The 14,235-nt window shown below is 61.4% G+C and carries 9 protein-coding genes; 1 reads left to right on the top strand and 8 read right to left on the bottom strand.

Features of this window, described 5'->3' with window-relative positions; translation table 11 throughout:
• Positions 1-38 precede the first annotated feature (38 nt).
• Complete coding sequence (ilvA, locus tag IEX57_RS14965; RefSeq protein ID WP_188705161.1) at positions 39-1,559, bottom strand: threonine ammonia-lyase, biosynthetic; 1,521 nt, start codon at positions 1,557-1,559, stop codon at positions 39-41.
• Positions 1,560-1,740: 181 nt separating this feature from the next.
• On the opposite strand from ilvA, the gene IEX57_RS14960 reads away from it, so the two are divergent.
• The gene (locus tag IEX57_RS14960) at positions 1,741-2,463 is read left to right on the top strand and encodes a 16S rRNA (uracil(1498)-N(3))-methyltransferase (protein ID WP_188705160.1); all 723 of its coding nucleotides are present in this window, start codon (positions 1,741-1,743) and stop codon (positions 2,461-2,463) included.
• Positions 2,464-3,214: 751 nt separating this feature from the next.
• Here the strand turns inward: IEX57_RS14960 and urtE are convergent.
• The 7 genes from urtE to uca all read right to left on the bottom strand — a co-directional run bounded on the left by urtE (position 3,215) and on the right by uca (position 14,225).
• On the bottom strand, positions 3,215-3,907 hold the full coding sequence (gene urtE / locus IEX57_RS14955; protein ID WP_188705159.1) for an urea ABC transporter ATP-binding subunit UrtE: 693 nt from the start codon (positions 3,905-3,907) through the stop codon (positions 3,215-3,217).
• A gap of 20 nt (positions 3,908-3,927) precedes the next feature.
• Positions 3,928-4,770, bottom strand: coding sequence for an urea ABC transporter ATP-binding protein UrtD (gene urtD, locus IEX57_RS14950; protein WP_188705158.1), 843 nt, complete (start codon positions 4,768-4,770; stop codon positions 3,928-3,930).
• A complete protein-coding gene (gene urtC / locus IEX57_RS14945) occupies positions 4,767-5,981 on the bottom strand; it encodes an urea ABC transporter permease subunit UrtC (RefSeq protein WP_188705157.1) in 1,215 nt (404 codons plus the stop codon). Before urtC ends, urtD begins: the two co-directional genes overlap by 4 nt.
• Positions 5,982-6,380: 399 nt before the next feature.
• Entirely contained in the window at positions 6,381-7,973 is a 1,593-nt protein-coding gene (gene urtB / locus IEX57_RS14940) for an urea ABC transporter permease subunit UrtB (protein ID WP_229709041.1), read from the bottom strand.
• Positions 7,974-8,155: 182 nt separating this feature from the next.
• Entirely contained in the window at positions 8,156-9,421 is a 1,266-nt protein-coding gene (urtA, locus tag IEX57_RS14935) for an urea ABC transporter substrate-binding protein (protein ID WP_188705156.1), read from the bottom strand.
• Positions 9,422-9,852: 431 nt separating this feature from the next.
• Positions 9,853-10,593, bottom strand: coding sequence for a GntR family transcriptional regulator (locus IEX57_RS14930; protein ID WP_188705155.1), 741 nt, complete (start codon positions 10,591-10,593; stop codon positions 9,853-9,855).
• Entirely contained in the window at positions 10,590-14,225 is a 3,636-nt protein-coding gene (gene uca / locus IEX57_RS14925) for an urea carboxylase (protein WP_188705154.1), read from the bottom strand. Before uca ends, IEX57_RS14930 begins: the two co-directional genes overlap by 4 nt.
• Positions 14,226-14,235 lie beyond the last annotated feature (10 nt).

Here is a 14,235-nt window from a genome sequence, read left to right as displayed (position 1 = left end):
TTGGTGTCCCCGCTTCTGGTACTGGCCTCTGGGTGCTGTTAACCCAGGAACAGCTGATACGCCTTGTTGTCGGTTTCCAGCCAGTGCGGGTAACCCAGCTTTTCCAGGAAATCTGCAAACGCAGCGTCATCTTGCGGCGGCACCTGAATACCAACCAGCGTGCGGCCGTAGTCGGCGCCGTGGTTGCGGTAGTGGAACAACGAGATATTCCAGGTATCGACCATGCTGCTCAAGAAGTTCAGGAGCGCACCCGGACGCTCCGGAAATTCGAAGCGCAGCACGCGTTCGTTATCCACGTGCGGGGCGTGGCCGCCAACCAGGTGGCGAATGTGCAGCTTGGCCAGTTCGTTGTCGGTCAGGTCTACTGCAGCCAGTTTTTCGGCGGCCAGCTTCTCGATCAGATCCGTCACCTCGGCGCGGTTCTGAATCTGCAGGCCCACAAACACGTGGGCCTGATCCTTGTCTCCGAAACGGTAGTTGAACTCGGTGATGTTACGGGCGCCGATGGCACTGCACAGCGCACGGAATGCACCCGGCCGCTCTGGCAGGGTAACGGCGATGATCGCCTCACGCTCTTCACCCAGCTCGGCTTGCTCGGCCACGTAACGCAGGCGATCAAAGTTCATGTTGGCGCCAGAGGTGATGGCGACCAGCGTTTTGTCCTGCACCTTTTCCCGCGCCACCCAGGCTTTCATGCCGGCAATGGCCAGCGCGCCGGACGGCTCCAGGATCGAGCGCGTTTCTTCAAACATGTCCTTGATCGCCGCGCACATGGCGTCGGTATCGACCAGAATCACTTCGTCGACCAGTTCCTGGCACAGGCGGAAAGTCTCTTCGCCCACTTGTTTGACGGCGACGCCATCGGCAAAGATGCCCACTTGCGGCAACAACACGCGCTCACCCAGTTTGAGCGAGAGGTACATGGCATTGGCATCGGTCGGTTCCACGCCGATGATCTTCACCTCAGGCCGCAGGCGCTTGATATACGCTGCGACACCGGCGATCAGGCCACCGCCGCCCACCGGAATGAAAATGGCATCAAGCTTGCCGGAGTGCTGGCGCAGCAGTTCCATGCCGATCGTGCCCTGCCCGGCAATGACGTCCGGGTGATCGTACGGATGAATGAACGCCGCGCCGGTTTCCTGCGCCAGGTTCACCGCGCTTTGATAGCAATCGCTGAACGAATCGCCCACCAGCACGGCTTCAGCGCCACGACGGGTGACCGAATCGACCTTGATGTTGGGCGTGGTCGTCGGCATGAAGATCGTCGCGCGGCACTTGAGAATCTGCGCCGAATACGCCACGCCCTGGGCGTGATTACCGGCCGAAGCCGTAACCACGCCACGTTCCAGCTCGGCCGGCGTCAGTTGCGCCATGCGGTTGTACGCGCCACGAATCTTGAACGAAAACACCGGCTGCATATCTTCACGCTTGATGAACACGTGGTTGCCAATTCGGCGCGAAATGTTCGGCGCGGCTTCCAGCGGTGTTTCAATGGCGGCGTCATAAACGCGCGCGGTGAGGATTCGTTCCAGATAGTCGTTCGTGGCTTCAGACATGGTGTTATCCGGCAGTGAGTGATAAGGCCCGGCAAAAGACCGGGTCTTGCATTGTAGCCACAAGCTTATATTTGAGTCATGAAGCAATCTGACTACAAAATATGCAGAACAGCTGCCATCTGGCGATGACGCTGCACGATCTGCCAGAATAGATGTTTTACCGCCCGCCTGGATTTGCCGCATGCCGCGCTTTTTTGTCGATCATGACCTCGCCGTAGACCACGCCTTCAACCTGCCCGAAGGCCCGGCCCGGCATGTCCAGGTGGTGCGCATGCAGCCAGGCGAATCGATCACGCTGTTCAACGGCCAGGGCGGCGAATATGAAGCGCGCATCACCTTGATGGGCAAGCGCGACGTCGCCGTGATCGTGACCGCCTACGCCCCGCAAGACCGCGAATCGCCGCTGCGCACCGTACTAATCCAGGCCGTCTCTGCGGCCGAGCGCATGGATTACACCATCCAGAAAGCCACCGAACTGGGCGTGACCGACATCTGGCCGGTACACGGCGCCTACAGCCAGCAGCGTTTGTCTGGCGAGCGCGCACAAAAGCGTCTGGCGCACTGGCAAGGTGTGGCGCAAGCCGCCTGCGAACAGAGCGGACGCACGCGTATCCCCCAGATTTTGCCCGTGACCACGCTGGACGAAGCGCTGGCCGCAGCGCCCAAAGACGCCACCCGCTTGTTGCTGGCCCCAGGTGCAGCGACGCGCCTGGCCGCTTTGCCCGCACCACAGACTTGTGTGGTGTTGCTGGTGGGGCCGGAGGGCGGGTTGTCTGCCGCGGAAGAAACCGCGGCGCGGGCGGCGGGGTTTGAAGGCGTGGTGCTGGGGCCCCGGATTTTGCGCACGGAGACCGCCGGGCCGGCGGTGCTGGCGGTGTTGCAGGCGGTATTTGGGGACATATAGCCGGGCTCATTGGCGGCCGTCCTGTCAGGCCCGGCGTAGCTGGCCTTTTCTAGCCAAAACCAAAAGGCCTTGAAACCTGTTAGCGCCTTCGGCGCGGGTTTAAAGGCCTTTTGATACCCGGGGTGCCGGGCCCACCCTACTTTCTTTGCTTCGCCAAAGAAAGTAGGCAAAGAAAGGCGACCCCAGCCCGGCGGCCCTCCGGGCTGCCCTCAGTCGGTCGGGAGCCTGGGGTCTCCCTCCGCTCCTTCGGCGCTTGGCTTTAATGGGGGAGGAAAGTCAAAGGCAACTGCAACCCCAAAAGCCAACTGCAACTGCAACGACAAAACCCCAAAAAGCAACGCCAACAGCCACAGCAACAGCATTGGCGAAGGCCCGGTGTCAGTAGTAGTGGCGGAATGCGCGTCGTGTTGGATTGGCTATTGCCGCAGGGTTTTGCCATTGCCGTTGATTTTCGGGGTTGCAGTTGCAGTTGCAGTTGCCTTTGACGTTGGGCCCCTTGACTGCGCCGAGCATCGCAGCGAAGTCCGGGGTTTCGGCGGAGGGGTGTTTGAGCGAAGCGAGTTCCCGTAGCCAGCCGGACTTCGCGAGAAGCACAGGGAACCCGAAGGGCGCCGTCGCAGGGGTCGCCTTTCTTTTGGGTACTTTTCTTTGGCGATCCAAAGAAAAGTACCGTGCTCCGGCCACCGCCGGTATCAAAACAACCGCGCCGCAAGGCGCTAACAAGCCGTTCAGGTTTTCCCAGCGACAAAAATCACACCGACAACAACTCCCTCACCCCATCTGCATCCATCTCCGCCCCCTTCCCCGCGCGGATAATCTCCCCCCGCTCCATCACCAGATATTGATCCGCCAGCGAACGGGCAAAATCGTAATACTGTTCGACCACCAGAATCGCCATCTCCCCGGTCTCTGCCAGCGCACGGATGGCGCGTTCGATATCCTTGATGATTGACGGCTGAATGCCCTCGGTCGGTTCATCCAGAATCAACAACTTCGGCCCCATGGCCAGCGCCCGGCCGATGGCCAGTTGTTGCTGCTGACCACCAGACAAATCCCCGCCGCGCCGGCGCATCATCTGTTTCAGCACCGGGAACATGTCAAAAATACGGGGCGGGATGGCCGTGCTGGCGGGGCGGGTGGCCAGACCCATGCGCAAGTTTTCTTCCACCGAGAGGCGGCTGAAAATCTCGCGGCCTTGCGGCACGTAGCCGATGCCGGCTTTGACGCGGTCGTACGAGGCCATTTTGGTGATGTCCGCGCCCCCGAAATGGATAGACCCGGTTTTGGCCGGCACCAGTCCCATCAGCGTTTTGAGCAGCGTAGTTTTGCCAACGCCGTTGCGGCCCAGCAGCGTGGTTACCTGGCCGGGTTCTGCGGTGAAAGACAGGCCGCGCAGAATGTGGCTGCCGCCGTAATACTGGTTCAGGTTTTCAACTTGCAGCATGGTGGCTTGTCCTTGTTGTCTTAGCGGCCCAGATAGACTTCGATCACGCGCGGGTCGGCCTGCACGGTGGCCAGATCGCCTTCGGCCAGCACGCTGCCTTCATGCAGTACGGTGACTTTGCCGCCCAGTTTTTCCACAAACGCCATATCGTGTTCGACCACCACCAGCGAATGCTGGCCGGCCAGCGAGAGGAACAACTCGGCGGTGCGCATGGTTTCATCGTCGGTCATGCCGGCGACGGGTTCATCCAGCAACAGCAGCCGGGGTTCCTGCATCAGCAGCATGCCGATCTCCAGCCACTGTTTCTGGCCGTGCGATAACAAACCGGCCAGGCGATTGGCGTGGGCATCAAGGCGGATCTGCTTCATCACCGCGTCAATGCGGCCGTGCGCTTCGCTGTCGAGTTTGAAAAACAGGCTTTTGAACACGCGCTTGTCGGTCTTCATGGCCAGTTCCAGGTTTTCGAACACCGTGTGGTTCTCGAATACCGTGGGTTTCTGGAACTTGCGGCCAATGCCGGCGTGGGCGATTTCCGGTTCTTTCAGGCGGGTCAGGTCCAGCGTCTGGCCAAAAAACGCCTTGCCGCTATCGGGCCGGGTCTTGCCGGTGATGACGTCCATCATGGTGGTCTTGCCCGCGCCGTTGGGGCCGATAATGCAGCGCAATTCGCCCACGTCGATATGCAGGCTGAGCTTGTTCAACGCCTTGAAGCCGTCAAAGCTGACCGTGATGTCATCCAGATAAAGAATCACGCCGTGGGCGGTATCGACCTCGCCCGGTTGCACGGCGCGCGCCTGGCCGGCGCTGGGGTCGGCCCACTGCGGGCGGGTTTGCAGTTCTTCGCCACTTGCGACGGTGATCATGCGCTTTCTCCGGTCAGGTGCGGTTGCGGTGTGGGCAGGCCCGCCTTGGGCGCGGCGCTGCTGACGGTTTCCGGATCAGGCGTAAAGGCAGGCTCCTGCGCCACGGCCTCGGCCTTGTTGCCACGCAGGCGGCGGTACAAGCCCACCAGGCCTTCCGGCAAAAACAGCGTGACCAGGATGAACAGGAAACCCAGGAAAAACAGCCAGTACTGCGGGAACGACACCGTGAACCAGCTCTTGGCCAGGCTCACCGCAATCGCCCCGATCACCGCGCCAATCAGCGTGCCCCGACCGCCAACGGCAACCCAGATGGCAATTTCAATGGAGGCCGCCGGCGACATTTCCGACGGGTTGATGATGCCCACCTGCGGTACGTACAGCGCGCCGGCAATCCCGCACAGCATGGCAGACAAAGTCCAGATGAAAAGCTTGTACCAGAGCGGGTTGTAGCCGATGAACATGACGCGTGACTCCGCATCACGCGTTGCGGCCAGCACCCGGCCAAAGCGGGATGTCACCAGCCAGCGCCCCAGCACCAGCGTACCGGCCAGCGCCAGCGCGGTCAGGCCCAGCAGCACCACGCGGGTTTCCGGCGCGGTGACGGAATAACCCATGATGCGTTTGAAATCGGTAAACCCGTTGTTGCCGCCAAAACCGGTCTCGTTACGGAAGAACAGCAGCATGGCGGCGTAGGTCAGCGCCTGGGTGATGATGGAGAAATACACCCCCTTGATGCGCGACTGGAAAGCAAAGAAGCCAAACACAAAGGCAATCACCGTCGGCACCGCTAGCGTGAGGATCGCCGCCCAGATGAAGTGATCCGTACCTTGCCAGTACCAGGGCAGCGTTTTCCAGTCCAGGAACACCATGAAGTCCGGCAGCGGGCTGTGGTAATTGCCATCCAGCCCGATCTGGCGCATCAGGTACATGCCAAAGGCGTAACCACCCAGCGCAAAAAACAGGCCATGCCCCAGCGACAAAATGCCGGCATAACCCCAGATCAGATCCATGGCCACCGCCACCATGGCGTAGCAAAGAATCTTGCCCGTCAGCGTGATGACGTAATTGGATACATGCAGCGGGCTGCCTGGCGGCACCAGCAAGTGCAGCACCGGCATGGCGACCAGCATGATGGCCAGGAACACGCCCAGCGCAGTCCAGCCTTTGGGGCCAAGCAAGCGGGCGGTGCGTTCGGTGTAGGAAGTACGCATATCGGTCGTTTCCTGTTGGTATTTCAAAAGCTGCCAGGTATTGCGTTTGTGGGCGGCGCGAAGTCGCCACCTGCATCATCTTTGCGACTGGCTCTGCTGGATTCCCGCCTTCGCGGGAATGACGAGGTGGAGTGCAAGCCCTCTAATGCTGTTGCTGTTGCTGTTGCTGTTGCTGTTGCTGTTGCTGTTGCTTTTGACCGTCTCCCCCTTTCAAGGACTTTTCCGATTGAGGGAGGGAGACCTCAGGCTCCCGACTGATTGAGGGAAGCCCGGAGGGCAAAAGTCCGGGGGTCGCCTTTCTTTTGCCCACTTTTCTTTGGCGACCCAAAGAAAAGTGGGGTGCTCCGGGCACCCCCGGTATCAAAACGCCTTTCAGCCCGCGCCATCAGGCGCTAACACTCAATCCACCACCCGCCCCTTCACCGCAAACAACCCCTGCGGCCGCCGCTGGATAAACACAATGATGATCGCCAGCACAATAATCTTGGCGATCACCGCCCCCGCCCAGCCTTCCAACAGCTTGGTGACAATCCCCAGCCCCAGCGCGGCCCAGACGGCGCCGGCCAGTTGGCCCACACCCCCAAGTACCACCACCAGGAACGAATCCACGATATAGCCCTGCCCCATATCAGGCCCGACATTGGCGATCTGGCTCAGCGCCAGCCCGCCCAGCCCGGCAATGCCAGCACCAAGGCCAAACGCCAGCGTATCGATGCGTCGTGTCGGCACACCCACGCAGCCGGCCATGGCGCGGTTCTGGGTGACGGCACGCACAAACAAGCCAAGGCGGGTCTTTTGCATGATTGCCCACATCAGCACCAGCACCGACAAGGCAAAGCCGATGATGACCACGCGGTTCCACGGCAAGGTCAGGCTAGGCAGGATTTCCAGCCCGCCCGACATCCAGGACGGGTTGGAGACTTCCACGTTCTGCGCGCCAAACAAGGCGCGGGCGGCCTGGATCAGCACGAGCGAGATGCCCCAGGTGGCCAGCAGGGTTTCCAGCGGGCGGCCGTACAGCCAGCGGATGACGGTGCGTTCCATGATCATCCCCACCGCGGCGGCGGCGCAGAAGGCCACGGGCACAGCGGCGACGAGATACCAGTCTTGCGCGCCCGGAAAATGCGCGTGGAAAACGCCCTGGACGACGTAAGCCGAATACGCGCCCACCATCAACAGTTCGCCGTGGGCCATGTTGATCACGCCCATCACGCCGTAGGTGATCGCCAGGCCCAGCGCGGCCAGCAGCAAGATGCTGCCCAGCGAGAGGCCAGAGAATACGCTGCCCAGCGCGCTGATCCAGGCCAGGCGCGAATCAATGGCGGCAATGGAAGACTGCGCAGCGGCGCGTACTTTGGCGTCGGGTTCGTTGGCCGGATCAATGCGGGTCAGCAGCAAGCCGCGCGCATTGGGCGAGTTGCTGTGGCTGAGGTCTTCCACCGCCGCCAGCCGGGCTTTGACATCCGGGTTTTTCAGGTTGGCTTGCGCCAGCAGTTGTTCCAGCACCGGCTTGACCTTGCTGTCGGTCTCTTGTTTGAGCGCCGCAGTCAGGGCCGGGATCATGCTGGCGCTGACATCGCCCTGCAACGACTGGGCGGCAGCCAGGCGCGCGGCCGGATCAGCGGCGGTCAACTTGAAGCCACTTAACGCAGAATCCAGCGCGCCGCGGACGCGGTTGTTGATCGACACGGTATCCACGTCGTCGGGCGCGGGGTTGATCTCGGCGCCGGTGGTAGCGTCATAGACTTTGTCGTCGGCTTTAAGCCAGACGCGCTGGTCAGTGGCGTACAGGGCGTCATCGCTCAGCGCTTGCAACACGCGCGCAGCTTCCGGCGTGCCCACCTGCACCAGCGCGGCAATCGCGGCCAGTTTCTGGTCGGAGTCATCATCGACCAACTGGCGGATGACTTTGGCATCGAGCGCAGCGTGGGCAGACAGACTAAGCAAACAGCCCAGCAGCAGCGCCAGCAAATGGCGCATCCATGTGTTCATTGGGGTATCCCCGTGTTCGGTGTTGCGGTGTGTTCAGGCCAGGCAAACTGCGTTGTGTCTCAGGCAAACCACCAGTTCGTCATTCCTGCCTGCGCAGGAATGACGAGTCAGTCGTGGGGGCGCGAGGGCGAGGGCACGCGGTTTTACCTCTCACGCCTCACGCTTCTCACCTCACAGCCAGATCAATTTGCTTCCGGCTCGTCTTTCTTCTTGTCGTTACCGGCAATGAACGGGCTCCACGGCTGGGCCTTCACCGGCTCTTTGGTCTTCCACACCACGTTGAACTGACCGTTGGCCTTCACTTCACCGATCATCACCGGCTTGTGCAGGTGATGGTTTTTCGGGTCCATTTCCAGCGTAAAGCCGCTCGGTGCCTTGAAGGTCTGGCCACCCATGGCGGCGATCACCTTGTCCACATCGGTGGAGTGCGCCTTCTCAACGGCCTGCTTCCACATGTGGATACCGACGTAAGTGGCTTCCATCGGGTCGTTGGTCACGGCGGTATCGGCATTAGGCAGCTTTTGCTTCTTGGCCCAGTCGCGGTACATCTTGGTGAACTTGGTGTTTTCCGGGTTCTTCACCGACATGAAGTAGTTCCATGCGGCCAGTTCGCCCACCAGCGGCTTGGTATCCACGCCACGCAGTTCTTCTTCACCCACGCTGAACGCCACTACCGGCACGTCGGTCGCCTTCAGGCCCGCGTTGCCCAGTTCCTTGTAGAACGGCACGTTAGAGTCGCCATTGATGGTAGAGACCACCGCCGTCTTCTTGCCCTGGCTGGAGAAATCCTTGATCTTGGCAATGATGGTTTGATAGTCGGAGTAACCAAACGGGGTGTACTCCTCCATGATGTCGGCGTCCTGAATACCCTTGGTATGCAGGTAAGCGCGCAGGATCTTGTTGGTGGTGCGTGGGTACACGTAATCGGTACCCAGCAGCACAAAGCGCTTGGCTTCCCCGCCGTCCTTGGACAACAGGTAATCCACCGCCGGAATGGCTTGCTGGTTAGGCGCGGCGCCGGTGTAGAACACATTCTTTTCCAGCTCTTCGCCTTCGTACTGCACCGGGTAGAACAGCAGGCCGTTCAGTTCACGGAACACCGGCAGCACCGACTTGCGCGATACGGAAGTCCAGCAGCCGAACACTACGGCGACTTTGTCTTTGGAGAGCAACTGACGGGCTTTCTCGGCAAACAGCGGCCAGTTGGAGGCCGGATCAACCACCACCGGTTCCAGTTGCTTGCCCATGACGCCGCCCTGGGCGTTGATTTCTGCAATGGTCATCAGCGCGGTCTGTTCCAGCGCCGATTCAGAAATCGCCATCGTGCCCGACAGCGAATGCAGGATGCCGACCTTGATGGTGTCGGCGGCAAAAGCGCCACCCGACAAACCGCTGGCGGCAGCGAGGGTACAAACAGTGACAAGTTTCAGTGCGGTACGACGGTTCATGACTGCATCTCCTGATAACTGATAACGAGTGACGAAAGTGTGAGAACGGGTTGTTTCCTTCCTGCTTCTTGCTTTTCTTGCTTTCTGGTAATGCTGTTAATCAGTTGTCGTACTGGTCTGCTTTTTTTGGTGCTGCTGTTTTGTTAGCGCCTTGCGGCGCGATGTTTTACATACCGGGGGTGCCCGGACCACGTTACTTTTCTTTGCTTCGCCAAAGAAAAGTAACCAAAAGAAAGGCGACCCCGGCGGAGCGCCCGCTTCGCGGGTCCCCTGCGCTTCTCGTGAAGTCCGGCTGGCTCCAGGGAACTCGCCCTTTGGGCTCAAACACCCTTACGCCGAAACCCCGGACTTCCCTGCGATGCTCGGCACTCCTTATGGGGCCCAACTGCAACCCCAACCCCGCAAACCGTCTGTTTGCGAGCAATTTCGGTTCAACCTGTCAGTTTCTGCCGTGCAGCATGCAACATATGCAGTGTGATTTTTCTGACTTCAGATTTGCTCTCATCGATATGCGCCTTGAGCATCCGCTGCGCCTCATCCCCGCGGCGTTGCAAGATCGCGCGCAGGATGGCGCCGTGTTCGTGGTAGGTGGTGTCCACCCGGTACGGCTTGGTGAAATCCAGCCGGCGGATCGGGCGGATTTTTTCCGTGACGTCGCGGTGGATCCGCGCCATTTCCCGGTTGCCGGTGGCGGCCACCAGGGTGGAATGGAACAACTCGTCAAAACCGGAGACGATCTTGCCGTCAGTCAGGCGCTCGCCCACCGGCACCAGCCACAGGGCTTTGAGGTCGGCCAGTTCCGGTGAGGCATCCAGGTCTACGTGCTCACACAGGCGGCGGGCGGCGGCGAGTTCCAGGATCACGCGCACGTCGTACAGGTCTTCGAAATAGGCAAAATCAAACGGTCGCACCTGCCAGCCATTGCGAAACTGCACCTCGACAAAGTGCTCGTTCTGCAGGCGGTACAGCGCCTCACGCACCGGGGTGCGGCTGACGTTCAGGCGTTCGGCCACTTCGCTTTCGGTAAAGCGGTCACCGGGCAACAGGCGGAACTCCATGATGTCCGCCTTGATGCTGGCGTAGATGCCGTTGGCCAGGTTGTCACGGGAACCGCGCCGTTTGCCAGGCGCGGCGTCTTCGTTCGGCAGCGAGGCGACCGGTTCGGGTTTCATGCGTGCGGCTCCAGCACCAGCAAGCGTTCGCCCGGTGTGACGGCTTTGCCCGGCATGGCGCGGATGGAGCGCACGGTGCCCGATACCGGCGCGTGCACGGCCAGTTCCATCTTCATGGCTTCGACCACAATCAGGGGCGAGCCGGCGTCCACTTTCTGGCCCACTTCCACCAGCACTTTCCAGATGCTGCCGCACAGGTCGGCGCTGATGACGTGGTGGCCATCGTCCACTGCGTCTTCGGTGTCTTCTTCCTCTACGGCGGCGTGGTGGTGCGCGCTGTCATCGGCTTGCCACAGGGCCACTTCGGCTTCAAAGGCCACTTTCTGGCGCGCCTGGAAGTCGGCAATGCTGGCGCTGTTGTCGGCCAGGAAAGCCTCATAGGCGGCGAAGTCGAACACTTCTTCTTCAATGCGCACGCCGGTGCGACCATGGCGGAAGTCTTCGCGCAGCCCGTCCAGCTCGGCCTCGGTCACCGGGTAGAACCGTACCTGGTCAAAAAAGCGCAGCAGCCACGGCTCGCCCGGTGCAAACACAGCGTTCTTGAGGAACTTGTTCCAGATCGGCAGCGTGCGGCCGACCAGTTGATAGCCGCCGGGGGAGTCCATGCCGTAAATGCACATGTACACGCCGCCAATGCCCACGGTGCCTTCGGCGGTGAAGGTGCGCGCCGGGTTGTATTTGCTGGTCAACAGCCGGTGACGCGGGTCCACCGGCACCGCGCACGGCGCGCCCAGGTACACGTCGCCCAGACCCATGACCATGTAGCTGGCATCAAAAATGATGTCGCGCACTTGTTCGCGGCTTGCCAGACCATTGATGCGCTGGATGAAATCGACGTTGTTGGGCAGCCATGGCGCCTGGTGGCGCACGGTTTCCTGATAACGCTGTACGGCGCCCAGCGTGGCGGAGTCCTCAAACGCCAGCGGCATGTAGACCACGCGGGTCGGCAGCTTGAGCGTGGAAACATCCGGCAGTTCGGCATCGGCAGCCAGCAAGGTGGCCAGCAGCCGTTGCTGGCTGATCTCGTAACCGTTAAAGCGGATTTGCAGCGAACGCACGCCCGGCGAGAGTTCCAGAATGCCCGGCACTTGCAACTGCTTGAGCTTTTGCATCATCAGATAGATGCGCAGCCGCAGTTTCAGGTCGAGCACATTGGGGCCGTACTCCATCAGGATGTAGGTGTCGCCCGCCTGGCGGTAGGTCACGGCCGGGCGCACGCCGTTTTCCGGCAGTTCAGCCAGAATGGCCGGGGATGAGGTAGCGGGCAGTTCCGGCGCGGCGATGTCCTCAACCGGCACAAAGGCCAGCGCGGCCAGTTGCGCGTCTTGCGCGCGTTCCAGCGCCACGGCCTCTTTGTAGCTGATGCACTTGAAGCGGATCTTGTCGCCCGGTTTGACCTGGCCGACCTTCCACAACTCGGCCTTGGCAATGGTGGCCGGGCAGACAAAACCGCCCAGGCTGGGGCCGTCACGCGTCAGGATCACCGGCGAATCGCCAGTGAAGTTGATACTGCCAATGGCGTATTCGCAATCGTGCACGTTGGACGGATGCAAGCCGGCCTCGCCACCATCGCTACGCGCCCAGGTCGGCTTGGGGCCGATCAGGCGTACGCCCAGGCGGTTGGAGTTGTAGTGGACTTCCCAATCGCTGGCAAAGAAGGTGTCGATGGCCTCGGTCTGGAAAAAATCCGGCGCCCCATGCGGGCCGTACAGCACGCCGATTTCCCAATGCGTGCCGTATTGCGGCACCAGTTGTGCCGGCGCGGCGGCGGGTTCGGCCGCAGGTGCAGGCGTGGTGCAGGCCGGCAGATCAATCTGGCTGACCGGCAGCATGTCGGCGGCGCGCAGCGTGCGGCCGGCGTGGCCGCCAAACTGGCCCAGCGCAAAGGCTGAACGGCTGCCCAGGTACACCGGCACATCAATACCGTTACGGATGGCGATATAGGTGCGGCAACCGCTGGCAGCACGGCCCACGGCCAGAATCTGGCCGGTTTTGACCGTCAACGGCGCGTTCATGGCGACGTCCTGGCCATCCAGCGTGATCGGGCAGGTGGCACCGGTCAGAGCGATGACGGCATCGGTATGGAACTTGAGCGTCGGGCCTTGCAGCGTGCATTCCAGGCCAGCGGCCGCCACATCGTTACCGACAATGCGGTTGGCCAGGCGAAACGCGTAATCGTCCATCGGCCCGGACGGCGGCACACCGATATCCCAGTAACCCACGCGGCCGGGGTAATCCTGCACGCTGGTGTAAGTGCCCGGTTCCAGCACTTCGACCACCGACGGTTGATACGCAAAGGTATCCAGGAAACGCGTGGAGACCTGGCCGGCCTCGAATGCGGCGCTGGCGATGATCTGGCGCAGGTAGTCCAGGTTGGTGGCAATGCCATGCAAGGCGGTGTGGTTGAGCGCAGTTTGCAGATTGGCCAGCGCCTCGGCGCGGTTCTCGCCACGCACAATCAGCTTGGCCAGCAGCGGGTCGTAAAACGAAGGCACGTCCGTGCCGGTGCTGACCCAGCCATCCACCCGCAGCGGCACGATGGCGCTGTCGGGGTAGCTCACCTCGGTCAGCACGCCCGGCGAGGGCTGGAACTGCTTGACCGGGTCTTCGGCGTACAGGCGCACTTCAATGGCGGCACCTTGCGGCGCACGCGCCATGGCGGCTTCATCCAGCGCATCGCCTGCAGCCACGCGCAACATGCATTCAACCAGATCCAGCCCGGTGACGGATTCGGTGACCGGGTGTTCCACCTGCAGGCGGGTGTTCACTTCCAGGAAATAGAACTCGTCACGCTTGCTGTCGTAGACGTATTCCACCGTGCCGGCAGAGCGGTAGTTCACCGACTCGCCCAGCCGTCTGGCCGAGGCCAGCAGCGCGGCGCGCGTAGCGGCCGGCAGATTGGGTGCCGGGGTTTCTTCAATCACTTTCTGGTTACGGCGCTGGATGGAGCAATCACGCTCGCCCAGGGCAAACACCTTGCCGTTGCCATCGCCAAAAATCTGCACTTCGATGTGGCGCGCCTGATCGACAAACCGTTCGATAAACGAACCGCCATCGCGGAAAAACTGCTCGCCCAGCCGTTGCACCCGTTCAAACGCGGCGGCCAGTTGCTGCGCGTCATCACAGCGCGTCAGACCAATCCCGCCGCCACCGGCCGTGCTTTTGAGCATGACCGGATAGCCAATCTTCTCTGCTTCCGCCAGCGCGTGGTCGGCCGAATCCAGCAGCCCGCTGCCCGGCGTGGTCGGCACGCCTGCGGCGGCAGCCAGTTCGCGGGCGCGGTGCTTGAGGCCGAACTCTTCCATCTGCAAAGCGGTCGGGCCAACAAACACGATGTTGTTCTCAACGCAGGCCGCGCCGAACTCTGCGCTTTCAGACAAGAAGCCGTAGCCGGGGAACACGGCCTCTGCGCCGGTTTCTTTGCAGGCGGCGATGATCTTGTCGATGCACAGATAGCTGTCAGCCGGTTTGTCACCACCCAAGGCAATGGCGACATCGGCTTCGGTCACGTGGGCGCTGTTGCGATCGGCATCTGAATACACAGCCACGCTTTTTACGCCAAGGCGCTTGAGGGTGCGGATCGCCCGGCAGGCGATCTCCCCGCGATTGGCAATGAGTACAGTCTTGAACATGGCGCGAATC

The sequence above is a fragment of the Silvimonas iriomotensis genome (assembly GCF_014645535.1).
Classification (GTDB): Bacteria; Pseudomonadota; Gammaproteobacteria; order Burkholderiales; family Chitinibacteraceae; genus Silvimonas; species Silvimonas iriomotensis.
The sequence above is the reverse complement of the archived record's forward strand: the minus strand, read 5'-3'. Positions and strand labels throughout refer to the sequence as shown.

What these genes read in the sequence shown, in the direction of transcription:
- ilvA (WP_188705161.1), bottom strand. Translation starts at nt 1,559, where the DNA reads ATGTCTGAAGCCACGAACGACTATCTGGAACGAATCCTCACCGCGCGC.
- IEX57_RS14960 (WP_188705160.1), top strand. Translation starts at nt 1,741, where the DNA reads ATGCCGCGCTTTTTTGTCGATCATGACCTCGCCGTAGACCACGCCTTC.
- urtE (WP_188705159.1), bottom strand. Translation starts at nt 3,907, where the DNA reads ATGCTGCAAGTTGAAAACCTGAACCAGTATTACGGCGGCAGCCACATT.
- urtD (WP_188705158.1), bottom strand. Translation starts at nt 4,770, where the DNA reads ATGATCACCGTCGCAAGTGGCGAAGAACTGCAAACCCGCCCGCAGTGG.
- urtC (WP_188705157.1), bottom strand. Translation starts at nt 5,981, where the DNA reads ATGCGTACTTCCTACACCGAACGCACCGCCCGCTTGCTTGGCCCCAAA.
- urtB (WP_229709041.1), bottom strand. Translation starts at nt 7,973, where the DNA reads ATGAACACATGGATGCGCCATTTGCTGGCGCTGCTGCTGGGCTGTTTG.
- urtA (WP_188705156.1), bottom strand. Translation starts at nt 9,421, where the DNA reads ATGAACCGTCGTACCGCACTGAAACTTGTCACTGTTTGTACCCTCGCT.
- IEX57_RS14930 (WP_188705155.1), bottom strand. Translation starts at nt 10,593, where the DNA reads ATGAAACCCGAACCGGTCGCCTCGCTGCCGAACGAAGACGCCGCGCCT.
- uca (WP_188705154.1), bottom strand. Translation starts at nt 14,225, where the DNA reads ATGTTCAAGACTGTACTCATTGCCAATCGCGGGGAGATCGCCTGCCGG.